General features: G+C 67.5%; 16 protein-coding genes and 1 pseudogene. 4 read left to right on the top strand and 13 right to left on the bottom strand.

Translation table 11 applies throughout. The features are described 5' to 3' along the window. Positions 1-4: 4 nt before the first annotated feature. Together V5B60_RS21475 and V5B60_RS21470 are read right to left on the bottom strand one after the other, a co-directional pair. A complete protein-coding gene (locus tag V5B60_RS21475; protein WP_332350688.1) occupies positions 5-355 on the bottom strand; it encodes a YkgJ family cysteine cluster protein in 351 nt (116 codons plus the stop codon). Between the two features lie 95 nt (positions 356-450). Next, positions 451-1,620: a PQQ-dependent sugar dehydrogenase gene (locus V5B60_RS21470; protein ID WP_332350115.1), complete on the bottom strand. Its 1,170-nt coding sequence runs from the start codon at positions 1,618-1,620 to the stop codon at positions 451-453. Between the two features lie 216 nt (positions 1,621-1,836). Here V5B60_RS21470 and V5B60_RS21465 point away from each other — a divergent pair, with 216 nt between their 5' ends. Then, positions 1,837-2,352, top strand: a complete 516-nt coding sequence (locus tag V5B60_RS21465) for a phosphatase domain-containing putative toxin (RefSeq protein WP_332350113.1) — start codon at positions 1,837-1,839, stop codon at positions 2,350-2,352. Between the two features lie 54 nt (positions 2,353-2,406). Further along, on the top strand, positions 2,407-2,703 hold the full coding sequence (locus tag V5B60_RS21460; RefSeq protein WP_332350111.1) for a DUF2502 domain-containing protein: 297 nt from the start codon (positions 2,407-2,409) through the stop codon (positions 2,701-2,703). A gap of 139 nt (positions 2,704-2,842) precedes the next feature. Here the strand turns inward: V5B60_RS21460 and V5B60_RS21455 are convergent, their stop codons facing one another. From V5B60_RS21455 to V5B60_RS21415, 9 genes are all read right to left on the bottom strand, one after another. Further along, complete coding sequence (locus V5B60_RS21455; protein WP_332350110.1) at positions 2,843-3,292, bottom strand: bacteriohemerythrin; 450 nt, start codon at positions 3,290-3,292, stop codon at positions 2,843-2,845. 150 nt (positions 3,293-3,442) lie between these two features. Then, the gene (locus tag V5B60_RS21450; protein WP_332350108.1) at positions 3,443-4,573 is read right to left on the bottom strand and encodes an SLC13 family permease; all 1,131 of its coding nucleotides are present in this window, start codon (positions 4,571-4,573) and stop codon (positions 3,443-3,445) included. A gap of 78 nt (positions 4,574-4,651) precedes the next feature. Next, positions 4,652-5,191, bottom strand: coding sequence for an SRPBCC family protein (locus V5B60_RS21445; RefSeq protein WP_332350105.1), 540 nt, complete (start codon positions 5,189-5,191; stop codon positions 4,652-4,654). Continuing rightward, positions 5,188-6,030 (bottom strand): cupin domain-containing protein, encoded by an 843-nt coding sequence (locus V5B60_RS21440; RefSeq protein ID WP_332350103.1) that lies wholly within the window; start codon positions 6,028-6,030, stop codon positions 5,188-5,190. Before V5B60_RS21440 ends, V5B60_RS21445 begins: the two co-directional genes overlap by 4 nt. Further along, on the bottom strand, positions 6,027-6,689 hold the full coding sequence (locus tag V5B60_RS21435; protein WP_332350101.1) for a sigma-70 family RNA polymerase sigma factor: 663 nt from the start codon (positions 6,687-6,689) through the stop codon (positions 6,027-6,029). The genes V5B60_RS21440 and V5B60_RS21435 overlap by 4 nt, the downstream gene beginning before the upstream one ends. Positions 6,690-6,998: 309 nt before the next feature. Beyond that, positions 6,999-7,673 (bottom strand): potassium channel family protein, encoded by a 675-nt coding sequence (locus V5B60_RS21430; protein ID WP_332350099.1) that lies wholly within the window; start codon positions 7,671-7,673, stop codon positions 6,999-7,001. A gap of 243 nt (positions 7,674-7,916) precedes the next feature. Then, positions 7,917-8,531, bottom strand: coding sequence for a lysozyme inhibitor LprI family protein (locus tag V5B60_RS21425; protein ID WP_332350096.1), 615 nt, complete (start codon positions 8,529-8,531; stop codon positions 7,917-7,919). A gap of 121 nt (positions 8,532-8,652) precedes the next feature. Next, the gene (locus V5B60_RS21420; RefSeq protein ID WP_332350095.1) at positions 8,653-9,555 is read right to left on the bottom strand and encodes a hypothetical protein; all 903 of its coding nucleotides are present in this window, start codon (positions 9,553-9,555) and stop codon (positions 8,653-8,655) included. A gap of 81 nt (positions 9,556-9,636) precedes the next feature. Next, positions 9,637-10,086 (bottom strand): hypothetical protein, encoded by a 450-nt coding sequence (locus V5B60_RS21415; protein WP_332350092.1) that lies wholly within the window; start codon positions 10,084-10,086, stop codon positions 9,637-9,639. Positions 10,087-10,285: 199 nt separating this feature from the next. Here V5B60_RS21415 and V5B60_RS21410 point away from each other — a divergent pair, with 199 nt between their 5' ends. Beyond that, entirely contained in the window at positions 10,286-11,683 is a 1,398-nt protein-coding gene (locus V5B60_RS21410; protein ID WP_332350090.1) for an aspartate ammonia-lyase, read from the top strand. Between the two features lie 102 nt (positions 11,684-11,785). After that, a pseudogene (locus V5B60_RS21405) lies at positions 11,786-13,111 on the top strand (anaerobic C4-dicarboxylate transporter family protein). A gap of 100 nt (positions 13,112-13,211) precedes the next feature. On the opposite strand, the gene V5B60_RS21400 reads toward V5B60_RS21405, so the two are convergent. Together V5B60_RS21400 and V5B60_RS21395 are read right to left on the bottom strand one after the other, a co-directional pair. Continuing rightward, positions 13,212-16,874, bottom strand: a complete 3,663-nt coding sequence (locus V5B60_RS21400; RefSeq protein WP_332350088.1) for an EAL domain-containing protein — start codon at positions 16,872-16,874, stop codon at positions 13,212-13,214. Between the two features lie 145 nt (positions 16,875-17,019). Beyond that, positions 17,020-18,162 (bottom strand): ABC transporter substrate-binding protein, encoded by a 1,143-nt coding sequence (locus V5B60_RS21395; protein ID WP_332350086.1) that lies wholly within the window; start codon positions 18,160-18,162, stop codon positions 17,020-17,022. Positions 18,163-18,448 lie beyond the last annotated feature (286 nt).

Here is an 18,448-nt window from a genome sequence, read left to right as displayed (position 1 = left end):
CCGTTCAGCGGACTGCGGCGAGCGGCGGCAGGCCGTGGCGCCGGCGGGCGCGTTGGCAGCGCTCATCACCAGCCTGCACTTCGCGGCAGGGCGACGGGCGCTGCGGGTAGACGGTGCAGCAGACGCGACAGCCGATCTCGCCGTGCAACGCCCGGCAGCGGGGCTTGCCGGACTGGGTGCCGGCGAGGCAGGCATGCCAGGGCGTGAGCTGCTCGACCAGTGCGTCGGGGAGGGCGAGGACTTCGGCTTCGGCCCAGTAGAAGGAGACCCGGTACGAAGCGCAGCAGGCACCGCAGCGGCGGCAGTCGAGGCCGCCGTGGGTCGGCGTCGCGGCAGGATCCGCGCGGTCCGCGATCGCCGTCGGGCCGGCGCCGGATGGCTGGCCGTCCCCGGCGGCGAGCGGCGCTGCCGCGGCAGCATCGGCCAACCGCGAATCGCCCGGCGGGTTCATCAGGGCAGCGGCTCGAGGCGCGCGAGGACGCCGCGCGCACTGTCGGTGAGGACGTAGATGAAACCGTCGGGGCCGTTGCGCACGTCGCGGATGCGGCCGATGCTGTTCTGCAGCAGTTGCTCCTGGTGCACGACGCGCAGCCCGTCGAGCTGCAGGCGCAGCAGCATCTGGTCGCGCAGGGCGCCGACGAAGAGGTTGCCGCGCCAGTGCGGGAAGCGCTCGCCGGTGTAGAAAGCCATCCCCGAGGGCGCGATCGACGGCGTCCATTGATGCAGCGGCTGCTCCATTCCGGGCTTGGCGCTTCCTTCGCCGATCGCTGTGCCGCTGCCGTAGTTCCTGCCGTAGGTGATGACCGGCCAGCCGTAGTTGCCGCCGGCACGGATCAGGTTGATCTCGTCGCCGCCTTGTGGCCCGTGCTCGTGCACCCATAGCTCGCCGCTGTCGGGATGCAGCGCGGCGCCCTGGATGTTGCGGTTGCCGACGGTGAACTTCTCGGGCAGCGCGCCTGGCCGGGCGACGAAGGGATTGTCCTGCGGCACGCGGCCGTCGTCGTGCAGGCGGATGACCGAGCCGGCGTGGTCGTCGAGCCGTTGCGCCCGCTGCATGTCGCCGCGGTCGCCGAGGGTGATGAAGAGGAATTCCTGTCGGTCGAAGACGAGGCGTGAACCGAAATGCTGTCCGCCGCCCGACTTGGGACGCATGCGAAAGAGGATCTGCACGTCGTGCAGCGCCTTGCCCCGCAGCCGGCCGCGCAGGACCTCGGTGCCGTAGCCGCCGGGTCCTTCGCCGACGTACGACAGATAGATCCAGCCATTTTCCCGGTAGCGGGGATGCAGCGCGACGTCGAGCAGTCCCCCCTGGCCGTATGCCGCCACCGCCGGCAGGCCGCGAACGGGTTCGGGGTCGAGCCTGCCGCTGGCGTCGATCAGCCGCAAACGCCCGGGACGTTCGCTGACCAGCATGCGGCCGTCGGGCAGGAAGGCGAGTCCCCACGGATGTTCGAGCCCCTCGCTGACGATACGCAGGCGGAAACGCTGCAACTCGCTGCTGAAGACCTGAGCCGCGGCAGTGATCGGCCAGTTTGCAGCGAACAGCAGGAGCAGGGCAGCCAGCAGTTGCCCCCGGCAGCCGATCGGCCGTGGATTCTGCGGCAGGAAGCATGGGGTCATCGGTCCTCCCTCGCGAAAGCGGTGCCGCGCCGGCAGTGCCCGCGGGCAGCTCGCCAAGTATCCGGCAGTGAGCGCGGCGCTTCAAGTCCGGTAGAATCCGCGAATCCGAGAATCCGAGCATGCGCAGCGGCCTGGCGGGCGATCGCCCCTTGCCGCATTCCTCCGAGACCGCCTCGCGGGCGGGTCGGTTTCCAACCCTCATCGACGGGCCACAGCATGAACACTCATCCCTCCGACTTGTTGCCACTGCAGCAGGGCAGCGCCGGTTTCATCCTCACACCTTGCCCGGGAACCCGCGGCGTCGACGCACCGGAGGCAGTCGGGCAGTTGCAGGCTGCGGGCGCGGCGGCCCTGCTGACGCTGATGCCGAGCAGCGAAATGGCGAGCAACGGAGTGAGCACGCTCGGCGAGATTTGTGCGCAGCGTGGGCTGCAGTGGTTTCATCTGCCGATCGAGGATGATCATGCGCCCGCGGCGGATTTCGCCGCCGCCTGGCAAGCGCAGCGCGATGCCGTGCACCGCTTGCTGGATACCGGCCAGCGGGTCGCCATCCATTGCAAGGGTGGCTCGGGACGCACCGGGCTGATGGTGGCCCAGATCCTGCTTGAACGGGGATGGGCGAAGGACGATGCGGTCACTGCCGTCAAGGCGGTACGGCCAAACGCGTTGAGCCTGCCGGTGCATCAGGATTACCTGGCACAACTGGCAGTCGGCCGGTGGGCGCGACCCTGATCGCGATCGGTGTGCGGCCGGCGAACGGCCGCGTGTTTCCTTGCGGAGGTTGTGATGCGGAAGACCCTGTGTTGCATGATCCTGGCAGCCCTGCCCATCGTGGCAGCGGCGGCCGATGTCCAGATCAATGTGGGAAGCGTTGATATCCAGGCCGGCGGTACGACCATCCGCTTTGGTGACCGCGACCGGCGCGGCTATTACTGGGACGGCAAGCAGTGGCGCGACCCGGTCTATTGGCAGAAATACCATGGCCAAGGGAAGCCACAGGGGCAGGGGAAAGGGGTGCACTGCCCACCGGGGCAGGCGAAGAAGGGCAACTGTTCACCGCCGCAACCAACGCCCTACCGGTGAGCGCAGCAGCCGGACCGATCAGGGATGGTGGATCGACGGACGGGGGAAGCCCCTGCTTCGCCCTCGTCGATCGATTGCATCCATCTCGTCGCCCGCTGCTTAACCGTCGCGCTGGCGGAGACGATTCCTGCACGACCGCTCAGGCGCAGGCCTGCAGGTCGCCGCCTTGCCAGAATCCGGGCGAAGGCATGAAGTTCGATGATTGCAGGTTGTTGATGAACAGGCGGTCGTCCTCGCTGATGTGACGCTCGAACCAGTACTCGCAGTAGCGCAGGAACGAGTGTGCGTCCCGCGCGCCCCGAATCACCTCCACCAGCGCCCGGCGGAGCAGGCGCAGGGTGTCCTCGTGGATGCGTGCGTGGTCGACGAAATCGAGTCCGGCTTCTTCAGCCAGCCGCTCTTCGGTGGCGAAGTGCATCGTGAAGTAGTCGAGGAGCGCTTCGAACTCGGCAACCGGCACGTGACTGCTCTCGAAACAGGCCGTCTTCAGGGACTCGATGCGGCAAAAAATCTCCTCGTGCTGGGCGTCGATTTCCGGCAGGTCGACCACCAGCTGCTCGGGCAGCAACCCCGGAAGGCAGATCTTCATGACATGTCTCCAGTCTGGATTTCTTCGAATGCCATTCTTGTCCTGCCAGTATAGGAAGAAGGCCGGGAAAAGGCTAGGGGAATCAAGTTAATTCAGCCAAATAGTGCCGCAATCGGCGTCGCTTTTCGCCGGCGGCGGCGCGTCCGCCCGTCACTGGCGCAGGAACAGCCAGGCGCCGGCGAGGCTGGCGACGACGCCGAGGAAGGGCAGCGACCAGGCGTGAAAGCGCCACCAGGCCTGTCGCTCGCCGAGCAGGCGGAGGGCGATCAGGTTCGCCAGCGAGCCGATCAACAGCCCGAAGCCGCCGACGTTGACCGCCCAGGAGATCACCCGCCAGTCGTCGGCATGTTCTGCCAGCAGGATGGCTGCCGGGACGTTGCTGATCACCTGTGAAGCGAACACCCCGGCGAGATAGAGGTGCTGCGGGTCCTCCAGACCGGCGGCGCCGACCAGTTCCTGAACGGCCGGCAACTCGGCGATCAGACGCAGGTCGATGAACATCAGGATGAAGACGAGCAGCAGAGCCCAGTCGATCTGCCGCAGGACGTTGCGGAAGGCGAACACGAATACCGTCAACACGGCAGCCAGGCCAAGCCATGGCTGCCGCAGTTCGAGCAGCAGCAGGAACAGCGGATAGAGCAGCAGGCTCGTATACAGCAGACGGCGCGCCAGTGGTGGCGGGCCGATGTCTTCATGTGTGTCGATACGGCGCGCGGGAAAGGCGAGCAGGGTCAGCAGCACCAGGGTGCCGAGCAGGATCGCCGCCAGTGGCAGCATTTCGCCGACGAAGGTGGCGAACGAGACCCCCGAGCGATGCCAGAGGAAGAGATTCTGCGGATTGCCCATCGGTGTCAGCACCGAGCCGGCATTGACCGCCAGGGCTTCGAAGATCACCAGGCGGGCAGTCGGCAGGGTGGCCATGCCGTGCAGGCCAAGCGTCAGCGGCACGACGATGAACAGCGCGATGTCATTGGTCAGCACGCTGGCGAGCATCGCCGAGACGATGACCAGCAGTAGGGCGAGGTGCCGCTCGCTGTGCATGCGGGTGATCAGGTGGAAGGCGAGGTGTTGCAGGAAACCGCTCTCCTCGAGACCGGTGGTCAGCAGCAGCAGGCCGGCGAGGGCGGCGATCGTCGGCCAGTCGACGAGTTGCGGGTAGCTGGCGATGGCTGCCGGGTCGAGCACGCTGAGCCCGATGCAGAGCAGGACGAGAATCAGCAACAGGAGATCGCGCTGCAGGCGGGCAGCAATCTCGACCGGAATCAGCAACAGGCGGCGCATCGATGGCTTTGACGGAGGGCAGCGGATTGTACGGCAGCTACCGCCAGTCCGGCCGCGCGACGCCTGCCGGCGACCCGCTCAGGACGCGCTGGGGTCGTCGGTGAGGCGATTGATCGCCGACCACTCCTCGCGCTGCGACAGACGGCAGCCGAGCTGCCGCGCCAGGCCGGCGGCACCGCCGGCCATCAGCGCGAAGTGGCGGCGGGCGAAGACACTCCGCAACAGTGGCGCCAGCAGCCGCATCCACGGCCGGCGGAGTTCGACATCCCAGCGGTAGGTCAGGCGCACCGCGTGTGGCCCCTCGGCCTCGATCAGCCACAGGCCGATGCCCTGCAGGTCGCCGCTGGCAGTTGCCTCGAGTTCGCGTGCACGCGCGACGCGCGTCGTACGCATGACGAGTTGTACGGAGTAGCCGACACCGCTGCGCCAGACGAAGGCATGGCGCGCACCGATGCCCTCGCGGTCGCCGCCGGCAAGCTCATCGACGCGCTGCAGGCCGGGCCACCATTCTGACCACTGCGTCGGTCGCGTCAGCACTTGCCAAAGCCGCTCGGCGCTCGTCTCGAGACGCCAGCGACTGATCAGCACGAAGCGCTGGCCGCCCCTGCAGCGGATCACGGTACGAAGGCGTGACCACGGACGAAGGCGACCGCGCCATGCTCGCTGCTGATCTCACCGTGCGCGCTGCCCGCCGGCGCGAGATGGAACTCGCCCGCCCGTACCAGAATGTCGCCAAAGTACGCGTCGCCAGCGAGCAGCATGCACTCCTCCTCGTGTGCGTGCGCATGGGCCGCCAGGTGGCTGCCCGCTGCCAGGCGGTAGAAGCGCGAAACGACGTCGCCGGCGCGCCAGAGGATCTTCTGTTCGACGCCGTCGGCGATCATCTGCCAGTCGTCGTCGGCAGCGCGGACGGTGTGCGCCGCCGGCCCGGCGCCGGGCAGCAGTCCGCCGATGAGTTCGCCGAGGGCGGCCCGGGTGTGGCCGAGCGAACTGCCGCGCAGGTATGCCAGCCCGCCCGAGCGGGATGATATGCGCCCGTGGCGGCTGCCCGCTGGCGAGGCGTGGTAGTCGCCCGGAACCAGGTTCAGGTCGCCGAGTTGCAGCGAGCCGCGCAGGACGATGCCTTCCTCGAGATGCTGGTGGCGGTGCACCGGCAGGACCGCGCCGGCAGCCAGTTCGATCAGCACCGAAGCACCGTCGGCGCCAGCGTGCAGCAGCTTGCTGCGCACCCCCTTGACGAGCTTGCGCCAGGTACCGTCGCCGGTGCGCACGGTGATCAGGCCGGTGTGGCGGCGGGCGCTTTCGCCGACACGCTGCAGCAGGCGGCTGCGCAGTCCACCGGCAGCGCCGGGGGGAAGGGCGATGGGCGCCAGTCCGTCACAGATCATTCCTTGCAGCGCCTCCTGCTCGTCATTTTCGGCTGCAGTGCTGCCGAGGTGGGTGGGCGGGCTGTTCATGGCGTCACCATCGGAAAACGGCAATCATCGGTGCCGAGCAAGTCGCGCAGGCGAAGCAGGGCGCGGCGAATGTGTGACTTGACCGTGCCGAGCGGCATGCTCATCTGACTGGCGATCTCCTCGTGCGACAGGCCACGGAAGAACGCCAGCGCCAGCAACTGTCGCGGCACGGCATCGAGCGTGCCGAGCGCCGCATGCAGCCGGTGTTGCTGCTGCACCGCCAGCAGCAGATCCTGCGGGTCGCCGTCGCCGGCGACGGCTGCCAGCCTCTCCTCGTCAAGCATTTCGGTCGGTTCGCAGCGGCGCAGGGCATCGAGCGCGCGACTGCGGGCGATCGTCAGCACCCAGGCCGCGACGCTGCCGCGCAGCGGGTCGAAACGCGGTGCCTGCCGCCAGACCTGCCAGAAGGTATCCTCGGTAACCTCCTCGGCGGTCTGCACCTGGCGCACGATGCGCAGCGCGAGGCCATAGACGCGTCCGGCGAGCGCGTCGTAAAGCTCGGCCAGTGCCTGTTCGTCCTGGCGGACGACGCGGGCCACCGCAGCCTGCAGGCAGGAATCGTCGGCCGCCAGCGGCGGCGGGCCGCTGCCGGCGGCGATCGCTGCTGGCGCCTCGCTGGCAGCGGCTGGCTCGGCGGCCAGGTTGTCGGTGTCGTCCATCGGCTGCTCACTCCATCGTGCTCGCCAGCGGCAGTTTGCCGGATGCCGCCAACCGGGCCAAGGGTCGCGCGCCGCGCTCCGGGCGTCCAGGATGCCGTTGCGGCCGCTTGGGGCGGCTGCTCCGCAGCCGCCTGTCCTGAATACGCACGCCCGTCGGAACTGGATGCAAGGTCAGGCTCGATAGCCTCGCCACCCGCCACTGCGGCGTCGCTCGACGAGGACGGATGGGGAACGCCAGCGCACCAGGGTGAGCCCACGAGTACTCGCCCAGTGAGCTCTCAAACACCGTTTCGGCAACCATGGCGATGATCAACGCGGGCTGGACGCCAGTCCGACCATGCGGGCGATGACGATGGCCGGGAACATGACGCCCAGTGTGGACAGGAAGACGGCCAGCATCCTGGCAGAAGGGCTGACGGCATAGATGTCGCCGTAGCCGACGGTCGTCAGTGAAGCCAGGCTGAAATAGATGAAGTGAGCGTAGTCATTGTCGGTGCCAGTGAGCACGACATTGCCCCCGAGGGACATGCCGGTGGCGGCATGAATGACTTCCAGCGTCAGCGCTCCCATGAGTGCCAGCAACAGGTACACATTGACCGCTCCGACAATCCGGTAAGCGTTGACGCTCTGGTCGCGAAAGAGCAGCCGGAGGTTGATGAAAATGAAGACCAGGGTATTGGCGATGCCGATCAGATTCTCCAGGACAAAATACGAGTACGGGTTTTCTCCGAAGCGGATGATGCGCAGTGCCAGATTGATGCCGAAAAGAACCGAGGACACGGCGATGAGCCCCATGCTGCGCGTCGAGAAGATCCCCGAAAAGAACACGCTGAGCAGGAGGATGTTGAACAGCCGTACTCCGTAACCACTGTGTTCCATGATGATCGGAAGGACGAACACTGCCGTGAGGAGCATGACCAGCAAGGTGAGGAAACTGGCGTCCGCCAGCCAGTAGGACTGGAGATTTCTGATCAGATTTCGCATGGGGTATGGGCGCTGGAGTCTTTGGCAAGCGGGCCGGGCGAGCACATTCCAAAGCCGTCGCACGGCGCCCGGTGGTTGGCTGGGGCACGGGCGGACCATCGCCAGGGGCGACCAACCGCCGCCTCGCGAAGGACTGACAACTCGATCGCGCCGCGATGAGTATAGGAGTGCGCACGAAGCGGCGTCAATCTCCAGACTGGCGGCAAGGGCTCCTGAAAAGCCCCCTCGCTTGCGGGTGTATCGTCAAGGTCTGACGCGCCGGTACCGCGCGGGCCTGGTCTGGTCCGGCTCCAGCACGACGAGGTGATCGGCGTCCACGCTTCTGAGAGTCATTCGCATCGCGCTGGCATCTGGTTCGCCGGGCAGCAGCAGGCGCAGTTCGCAGGCCTCCAGCTGCCAGCGACCGTTCACGAATTCGGGGCGGCGGTGCAGCCACGTATCGAAGCGGCCCTGGCGCGGGTTGTTTCCCGCCGCGAAAGCGATTTCCTCGAACGAACCAACCGCGGAGGCCTGCCGCCAGGCGCCGATCAGTCGCTGCTCAACACCGGCGCAGCCTCCGGCGCGGCATTGCCGGGCGTGCAGCTCGGCGATGCGGCTGCGGTAGGCCGGGGCCAGACACGCCACGTCGCGACAGACGTTGCGCACCTCGTGCAGCCACCGCTGCTGCGCGGTCCTGAGCCCGGCGTCCGGGCAGCGCTGGCCGGCGTCGCGGTAGGCCGCCGCAAGCTGCTCGTCGAGAGCGCTGGCCACCGGATCCTGACAGATCGTCCTCTCCAGTGGCGTGCCGGCCTTGCGGCAATCGAAGCCGGCGGCGCGGGCAAGGATGGCGTCGCCGCCGATGATCAGCGCCAGCAGCACCGGCGGCAACCAGAGCGCCGGGATCATGGAAGCGAGCTCGCGCTGCGGGCGGGCAACTCATCACGTCGGCCCGGCGCCAACTGGCGACGCCTGTGCGCGAATGTCGCCGCCGGATGGGTCGTCACGGCTGCATGTCCTTGTGCATCAGTTGCAGCAGCGTGACCCCTTCGCCGTAGTCGATGTCGACGATGCGCCAGCCGACCCCGTCGCGGCGTTGCAGCCGATACGCCAAGCGGTGCTGACGGCCGCCTCCGGCGTCGACCAGGACCACCTGCGTGGCCTGCTCGCCGCGCCGCTCGAGTTCGCCCAGGGCCAGCGACGGCGGTGGTTCCTGCGTGTCGGTGAACGGATCGCCGTCGAGGTAGGGTGCTTCGTCGGGACGCGGCGGTCGCGCAAACCAGCGCCTGAAAGCCTGGCTCAGCGACGGTGCGAGCCACGCCTGCAGGCGCGACACTCGCGCGGCGTCGAAGGGGCTGCCCTGCTCGGACAGGTGCTGCAGCAGCAGCTCGCGCACCGGCGCCTGTGCGTCACCGGCAGTGGCGCGGTGACGGAGCACGAGCACCCGTCCGTCGAGCGCGGTGAGCAGCCGGTCGGCTGACGCGCGATGCAGGTCGAAACTGCCATTGGCGCAATCCAGCCGCAGCGTGGTCGTGTCGGGCCCGGAGATGCCCAGTGCGGCAGCCTGCTGCCGTGCCTGCGCCACGCCGTCGGCCTGCCAGGCGCCCTGGAAAAGCCCCAGGGTGGGGAGCAGAAGAATCTGCTGCCGCGCCCGCGGGCACGCCAGCGGCTCGGGGCCGTGCAGGCCGCTGGCATCGAGCCGCCAGCGCGTGCCAGCCGGCCAGGGTGGCGGCGCCGCGCTGGCGCCGGCAGCGAGCGGCCGGCTGCCTACCAGTGTCAGGGTGGCGCCGGATGCCGCCGGCAAGGCTGCGAGAGCCAGCGCGAACGCACCCAGGCATCGGGCCCTGCCGAGTCGGAACGCGCTGCGGCAGGGCAGGGGGCTGGCGGGTGACGGGCGGTCATGCATCGTTGCACTCCGGTCTCGGGGTGGATGCGATCGCGTGCGCACCGTTTGCCGGCGTTCCGGCTGACGACGAGCGCCAGCTGTTCACGGCCGGAACAAGGGAAACGGCGTCCTCCAGCCCGAGCGCGTGTCAGGCACCTGCAGCCACAGCGCGGTGATGTCCGTCTGGATGCGCTCGCCCCAGCTGTCGTCCAGCAGGTTCTGGCGGATCGCCGGTTCGTCTGGCCAATTCTGCAGGAACTGGCCGAGATCGGCGGCAAAGCGGGTGCCCGCTGCCAGCTGCGGCGAAAGCCTGGCCAGATCATCGCGGTAGGCAGCCAGCCGCAGCGCGGTCCTGTCGGCTGCGGCGGCGCGGGCATCCGCAGGCATGCCGCCGCGCCTGAACTGCAGATCACGGTACTGCTGTCCCAACTCCTTCATGCCGCCGAGCAGGGCGCCAGCCCGCTCTGGCAGGTCGCGCGGGCCGTCACTGGCCGGCACATGCGCTGACGCGAACACCCAGGCCATGCCCAGGGCCGGCAGAAGTGCACTCACCCAATTCTTCATCCAACGCCCTCCCTGCTGGTCCATTGTGGCCGATGGCCTGGTGTGTCGGCCAGTTCCGGTAGAAGAAGGATGGTCCGGCGAAGGGAGGCTGCCATGCCCCGGCCGTCGCCGTTCTCCGGATCCTGAGGGTAGACTAGAATGAATGGGTCGCATCGACAACCAGCCCGATCACCTGAAAGGAGTCGCCATGGCACGAATCGAGAGAGATTTTCTGGGCGATAAGGAACTGCCGGACGGTGCCTACTACGGCGTGCAGACGCTGCGTGGCAAGCAGAACTTCCACATCACCGGGATTCCGATGTCGGCCGAGCCGTTTTTCGTCAAGGCTTTCGGCTACGTCAAGAAAGCGGCGGCGCTGGCCAACCGCGACCTCGGCGTGCTCGACGCGCGGCTCGCCAACGCCATTGCCGGCGCCTGCGACCGGCTGATCGCCGGCGAGCTGTGTGAGCAGTTCGTCACCGATTTCATCCAGGGTGGTGCCGGTACCTCGACCAACATGAATGCCAACGAGGTGATCGCCAATCTGGCTCTGGAGAGCCTCGGGCATCGCAAGGGCGAGTACCAGCACCTCAACCCGAATGATCACGTCAACTACGGACAGTCGACCAACGACGTCTATCCGACTGCCTTTCGCCTGGCGCTGATCCTGCGCCTGGCGAGCTACATGGATACGCTGCGGCTGCTGCAGGAAGCATTCCGGCGCAAGGCCGAAGAGTTCGACCGCGTGCTCAAGATGGGGCGGACCCACCTGCAGGACGCCGTTCCGATGTCGCTCGGGCAGGAGTTCAATGGCTGGGCGACGACGATCGGCGAGGAAGTGAGCCGCCTCGCCGAGGTACGTCAGTTGCTGCACGAGATCAACCTCGGGGCGACGGCGATCGGTACGTCGGTGACGGCGGCGCCCGGTTACCCGGAGCTGGCGACGCGCTACCTGTCCGAGCTGACCGGGACCCGCTTCATCCTCGCCGGCGACCTAGTCGAGGCGACCTCCGATACCGGCGCCTACGTCCAGCTTTCGGGAGTGCTCAAGCGTACCGCCGCCAAGCTGACCAAGATCTGCAACGATATCCGCCTGCTCGCCTCGGGGCCACGTTGCGGCCTGAACGAGATCAACCTGCCGCAGATGCAGCCGGGTTCGTCGATCATGCCGGGCAAGGTCAATCCGGTCATCCCGGAAGTGGTGAACCAGACCAGCTTCCTGGTCATCGGCCTCGACCTGACGGTGACGCTGGCGGCGTCGGCCGGCCAGTTGCAGCTCAACGTGATGGAGCCGGTGATCACCTTCGCCCTGTTCACCTCGATCTTCACGATGGAGAACGCGGTCACCAGCCTGCGCGTGAACTGCGTGGACGGGATCACCGCCAACAGCGAGCGCACGCGGCAGATGGTGCTCAATTCGCTCGGCATCGTCACCGTGCTGAAGCCGACCCTCGGTTACAAGCAGTGCGCGGAGATCGCCCGCGAGGGCTACGAGAGCGGCAAGTCACTGCAGCAGATCGTCGTTGAGGAACGCAAGCTGTTGAGCCAGGAGCAGTGGGACGAGATTTTCTCCTTCGAGAACCTGATCAGTCCGCAAAGCGAGTAATCCTGGCGGCGGCAGTCTCGCCATGCAGCAACCCTGGCGCCGCGGCATCGGCCGCAGCAGGCCTGATCGAGGCGACTGCGGCGGCAGACTGGAGAACGGATCATGAGCATCAGCATTGCGCTGCAGTTCGTCGTCGTCCTTGCGGCGATCTGGATGGGGGCGCGTTACAGCGGCGTCGGACTCGGCCTCTGGTGAGCGGTCGGATTGTTGCTGCTGGTCGTCGGCTTCGGCGTCACGCCGACTTCGCCACCGATCGACGTCATGCTGATCATCCTGGCGGTGATCATGGCGGCGTCGGTGATGGACGCCGCCGGCGGCATCGACTATCTGGTGCGTGTGGCCGAACGAATCATTCGCGCCAACCCGAAATACGTCACCATCGTCGCGCCGCTGACCACCTGGAGCTTCAGCTTCGTCGCCGGCACCGGACACATCGTCTATCCGTTGTTGCCGGTGATCTACGAAACGGCACACCAGAACGGCATTCGTCCGGAACGGCCGATGGCGATCGCGACCATCGCCTCGCAGCAGGCGATCACCGCCAGTCCGGTGGCGGCGGCGACGGCGGCGATGATCGGTCTCTTCGCCGAGAAGGGGATGAGCCAGTGGGGCTTGCCGCAGATCCTGATGATCTGCGTGCCGGCGACGCTGACCGGTGTCGTCGCGGCGGCGATCGTCTCGATGTTCGTCGGCAGGGATCTGCGCGACGACGCGGCGTATCAGGAGCGGCTGCGCTCCGGACAGATTCCGGCACCACAGTCGGCCGGCGAACGGCCGCCGCTGAAGCCGGCCGCGCAGCTGTCGGCCTTCCTCTTCCTTGCCGGCGTGGCGCTGGTCGTCCTCTTTGGCTTCTTTCCCGAGTTGCGTCGCCTGCCGGGGGCGAAGAGCCCGCTCGGCATGCCGATCGTCATCGAGATCGTCATGATGGCGGTCGCTGCGATCATGCTGATGCTGACCCGGGTGAACGTCGACGAGGTGCCGAAGACCGCCACTCTGCGCGCCGGCGTCGTCGCCGTGATCGGCATCTTCGGTCTCGCCTGGCTCGGCGACAGCTTCATCGCTGCGCACAAGGACGTCATCGTGCCGGCGATCGGACACTGGGCGGAGGCAGCACCGTGGACTTTCGCCTTCGGCCTGTTCTTCGCTTCGGTGCTGCTCTACAGCCAGGCAGCGACGACCCGTGCGCTGATGCCGCTCGGTATCGCACTCGGCATCCCGCCACAGTTCCTGATCGCGATGTTCCCGTCGGTCAACGGCTATTTCTTCATCCCGACCTATGGTTCGCTGATCGCCGCGATCAACTTCGACCTCTCCGGGACGACGCGGATCGGCAAGTACGTGCTCAACCACTCGTTCATGATCCCCGGCCTGGTCGCCACCGGTGTGGCCGTCACCAGCGGTCTGCTGCTCGCGCGCCTGATGTTCTGATGCGCCGCGCGCGCCTGGCCTTTGCCCCGGCGCGCGCCGGGTCGTCCGGGAGCGTGCGCTGCTCCCGCCGGTCGCTGACGATGGCTGGGCAACCCCGCGCTCAGACTGTCGTTGCCGGCACGGGGAAGTGGAAGCTGACGAAATCGGCCGCCGGGCACGGCGCGCTGAACAGATGGCCCTGCACGACGCGGCAGCCGTGGGACTGCAGGAAACGCAGCTGTTCGACCGTCTCGACACCCTCGGCGACCGCCTCGATGTTCAGGCTCGTCGCCATGGCGACGACGGCGGCGACGATCGCAGCATCATTGGCGTCGGTCTGCAGGTCGCGTACGAACGAGCGGTCGATCTTCAGCCGCGAGACCGGGAAACGCTTGAGGTAGGCGAGGCTGGAGTAGCCGGTGCCGAAGTCGTCGATCGCCAGGCGGACGCCGAGATCCGCGACGCGCCGCAGCAACGTGCTGGCGCTTACCGGGTCGGCCATCAGCATACTTTCGGTGAGTTCGATCTCGAGGCTGCTGGCGGCAAGCCGCCAGCTCGCGAGCGTCGCGGCGATCCCTTCGGCAAGGTCGGCCTGCTGCAGTTGCCGCGGCGAGAGGTTGAAGCCGATGCGCATGCCGGTATGGCCGGCATCGTGCCAGGCGCGCAGCTGCCGGCAAACCTGTTGCAGAACCCAGGCGCCGATGGGGACGATCAACCCGGTTTCCTCGGCGATGGCGATGAAGCGGCTTGGCGACACCAGGCCGAACTGCGGGTGGTGCCAGCGCAGGAGCGCTTCGCAGCCCTCCACGCGCCCATCGCGGCTGTCCACCTGCGGCTGGTAGACGAGCTCGAATTCGTCGCGCTCGATCGCCAGGCGAAGCTCGTGCTCAATGGACACGCGTTCACGCAGCGCCTCGTTCATGGCCGCGGTGAAGAACTGGAAGTTGTTCCGCCCGCGCTCCTTGGCGTGGTACATCGCCGTATCGGCGTTGCGCAGCAGGGTAGGGGCATCCTCGCCGTCGTCCGGGTAGACGCTGATGCCGATGCTCGGCGTCACCTGGAATGGCCTTTCGTCGATCACTTGTGGTGCCGACACCACGTCGATCAGCCGCCTCGCCAGTTGCGCCGTGCGCGCCGCGTCGGCCACTCCGGGTACGACGATGACGAACTCGTCGCCGCCCAGCCGCGCGACGGTCTCATGCTCGTCGAGCACGCTGCTGAGGATCTCGGCCACCCTGCTCAGCAGGCGGTCGCCGACGTCGTGGCCGAGGGTGTCGTTGATCAGCTTGAAACGGTCGAGGTCGATGAAGAGCACGGCTGCATGCAGTTGCTCGCGGCGCGAGCGATCGATCGCCTCGCGGATGCGTTCGTCGAGCAGGCGGCGGTTCGGCAGCCGCGTCAGCGCATCGTGGTGGGCGAGGAAGTGGATGTGGTCCTGCGAGCGCTTGCGCTCGGTGATGTCGTGGAAGCTGCCGATGTAGTGCGTGACCGTGCCCTCGCTGCCGGTGACGGCGGTGATCGTCAGCCACGCCGGAAAGATCTCGCCGTTCTTGCGCCGGTTCCAGATCTCGCCACGCCAGGCGCCGCTGCTGCGGATGCAATTCCACATCTCGCGGTAGAAGCCGACCCGCTGCCGACCCGAGGCGAACAGGCGCGGCGTATGGCCGATGATCTCCTCGCTGTCGTAGCCACTGATCGTCGACAGCGCCGGGTTGATGGAGATGATCCGTTGCCCGGCATCGGTGATGCAGATACCCGAACTGCTGGCCGAGAAGACGGTCGCGGCCAAACGCTGCGCCTGCTCGGCGCGGTGCCGGTTGACGATGCGCCAGATGTCCTGGCTGAGCAGGCGGGCAGTCTCGATCTCGTTCTCGTCGTAGGCTTCGGCCTTGTTGCCGACGCCGAGCATCATCCGGCCCATGCCTCCCTCGATGACCGGCACGCTGATCAGCCGCTCGAGTCCGGCGCTGGCTGCCAGCGGGCTGGTGGCGAGGACGGCCTGACGGTCCGGGTAGAGTACCGGTGCCCGCCGCTGCAGTGCTTCCTTCCAGATCCCGGTCAGTGTCCCGGCGCACAGTCTCTCGCTGATCGCCGGCAGGCTGTGCGGGGTGGCGGTCGACCACCTGATCTCGGCCTCCGCCTGCTGCTCGTCGGCGAGGAAATGGACGAAGGACAGTCGGCTGCCGGTCAGCCTTTCCACTTCGGCCAAGCCGTGCCGGATGAACTCGCTTTCGCTCATCCGTTCGGCGGCCTTCGGCAGATCGAGCATCGCCAGCGCGCGCGCCGCCTGATGCTCGAGCAGCGCTGCCGCGCGTTGCCGGGCTTCCTCGCTTCGCAGGCGCTCTCTGATGTCGGTGAGGATGCAGTGGGTCCGCGCCTGGCCATCCGCGCCGCGGTGGATGCGGCCGTTGATCAGCACCGGGATCGTCCGGCCATCCTTGTCGTGGAACTCGCAGCCAAAGTCGTTGATGCGGCCACAGGCGATGAAAGCGGGAAAGACTTCAGCAAGCCGTCCTTTCGACTCTTCGGCGAGGAAATCGCTGAGCGGACGGCCGACCACGTCGGCGTTGTCGTAACCGAGCAGGCTGAGCCAGGCGTCATTGACCGCGGCCAGCCGCAGGCTGTCGACCTCGACCGACTGATACGCCAGTGGCGCATCACTGAAGAGGGCGCGGTAGCGCTCCTCGGAGGCGGCGATCGCCGCCTCACGTTCGAGGACGGCGTTCGCCATCCGCCGCAGGTTGTTCGCCAGGCTGACCAGCTCGAGGGCCCGCGAGGCGGGCAGGCTGGCGCCGTAGTCGCCATCGGCGATCGCTTGCAGGTGCCGGTTGAAGGCGGCGATGCGCCGCACCAGGCGCTCGCCATAAACCACTGCGGCGACGACGGCGAGGGCGAGGGCGATGGCCGATCCGGTGGCAACCCCGATCAGGGCCGTGTGCATCGTCGCGAAAGCCTGCTCTTCCGGCTGCGCCACCAGCGTCAGCCAACCAGAATTCCCCACCGGGGTCACCGTACCGATGTAGTCCCTGCCAGCCAGAGAGAAACACTCGGTGGTGAAGCGGCCGGCCAAGCCAGCCTGGACCAGCGGCAGGTGCGTGAGGTTCTCCTGGCGCGTTGCGGCTGAGGGGTCGGGATGCGCGACCACCTGGCCGACACGGTCGACGATGATCGTCAGCAGGCTGTCGCCCTCGCCCAGCTCGGCGATGTGCCCCGCGAGGCTCTCGAGATCGATTTCACCGACCAGCGACCACGGCTCGTCACCGGCTGCACCCACGGGCGGACGCAGCGGCACGGTGACGGCGACGACGATCCGGCCATGCTGTGACAGGTAGCTGTCCGACCAGCGTACGCTGCCGGCAGGCTTCGCCGTACGGACGGAAGCACGCGCCGAGAAGTCGAGCCCGAGCAGTTCGCTGCGCTGCCCTCGCCGTTGGCGCGGCAGTCCGACTTCGATCACCCGCCCGCGCGCATCGAGAAGGTGCAGCGCGGCCAGCGGCGGGTGTGCCTGCGCCAGCGTGTCGAGGAGAATGCGGGCGCTCGCAGGGGAACCGTGAGGACCAGCCTCGATTTCTCTGGCCAGGCGTTCGACAACCTCTGCCGAATCGCGCAGGAGATCGTCGACCTGCCGCGCGAGCGAGAGGCCCAGTGCGCGATTGCTGCTCTCGACCTGGTCGTTGAGGCGGGGCACGAGGACGACGACGAGGACGGCGACGACCGCGCCGGTGGCGGTGGCGACGACACTCGCCAACGCCAGCGCCAGCCAGAAACGCAGGGAACGAACCATTCCGCGATCTTAAACCAGACCGTCGCCGTCCGCCGTCGCTTTTCCGCCGGCAAACGGGACCGGGCAACGAGGCGACGTGACGGTGCCACCAGGCAGCGCTGCGCGCGGATGCCGGCCGGCATACCCGCCGGCATCGCCGGTGTGTCTACGGCAGCGATTGGAACTCGCCGTCGTGGATCCGGGAAAGGAAGGTGTCGCGCTCGGTATCGCCGTTGGCGTCGAAGCGGATCGGCGATTGCGCGCCGGCGAACTCACCATGCGCGAGCAATGCCTGCTTCAGCGTCTGTTGCTTCTGCCTGCTGGCGAGGGCATCGAGGGCAACATTGGTGGCGTCGAAAGCAGTCAGTCCAGCGAAGCCGGGGTCATGGGCGAAGCGCTCGCGGTAGGCCTTGCGAAAGGCGAGGTAGGCAGGGTTGCGGTTCTGCCGATCGACGTACTGTGCGACCACCAATCCTTCGACCGCCTGGCCGCCGAGCTCGATCAGGCGTTCGGTGGCCGCCCATTCGGCCGTGGCGAGGCGAACCTGGCGGTCACGCAACCGGATCTGTTGTACGAGCAGGCCGGTATCGACCGAGTTGGCGATGATCAGCACCCCGTCCGGCCGGCTGGCGAGGGCGCGGGCCGCGACCATCGACAGTGCGTCGTCGCCGGCGAAACCGATCTCGTCGATGACGGCGCCGCCGAGAGCGACGAAAGCCCGGCGGAAGTCACCTGCCCAACTGGCCGTGTACGCCTCGTTGCGCAGATCGCAGACCAGCACCACGCGTCGCATTCCGAGCTGCCGGTAATGGAGGTCGGCCGACTTGAAGACGTGCCGGGCGGTCGGCGCGACGACCCGGAAGAACTGGTCGTCGATGCCGGTGAGCCCGTTGGTCGTGACCGTGGGCGAGATCAGGGGTACCGCCGTGGCGTTGATCTGCGGTACCACGGCCATCGCCATGGCGCTCGTCATCGGGCCGATGATCACCTCGACCGGGCGGGCGAGAAGGCGGGCCACCGCCTGTTTGGCGACCTCGGGGTCCTGCTGGTCGTCTTCGGCAATCAGCTCGATCGGCCGGCCGTTGATGCCGCCGCGCTGGTTGCGCTGCTCGACGGCCAGGATGGCGCCGTTGCGGCCGCCGATCCCGAGGTCGGCGACACGGCCCGAAAGGCCGCCGAGGAAACCGATGCGGACCGGTTCCGGTGGTGCGCAGGATGCGGTCGCGAGCACCCAGGCGACCACCAGCAGCAGCTGCCGCCAGCGACTCCTGCCGATCGCGGTGCAGGTGGTGTGCGGTTGCGCGCGCATGGGAAGCTCCGCGTTGCGATCCATCGGGTGGGCGGGCGTGCGTCTGCCCGGGTCAGCACTGCAGTATAAGCGACCGAGTTGCTGATGGCGATGCAACCGGACGGTTGTGGTGGTCGTCGGCAGTCGTCGTCCCGGCTGCCGTTTGCGTCGGCGCGTGCAGCTTTCGCCATCGTGTCGGCCAGCGACCCGAAAAGTCCGCAAAAGAGTGTTCCGACGGCCTGCAAGCAATTGAACTGTCTGACATGTCGGCGCTATCATCACAACTCACGTCGAGCAGGTATTCGAC

The organism is Accumulibacter sp. (assembly GCF_036625195.1).
GTDB lineage: Bacteria > Pseudomonadota > Gammaproteobacteria > Burkholderiales > Rhodocyclaceae > Accumulibacter.
The sequence above is the reverse complement of the archived record's forward strand: the minus strand, read 5'-3'. Positions and strand labels throughout refer to the sequence as shown.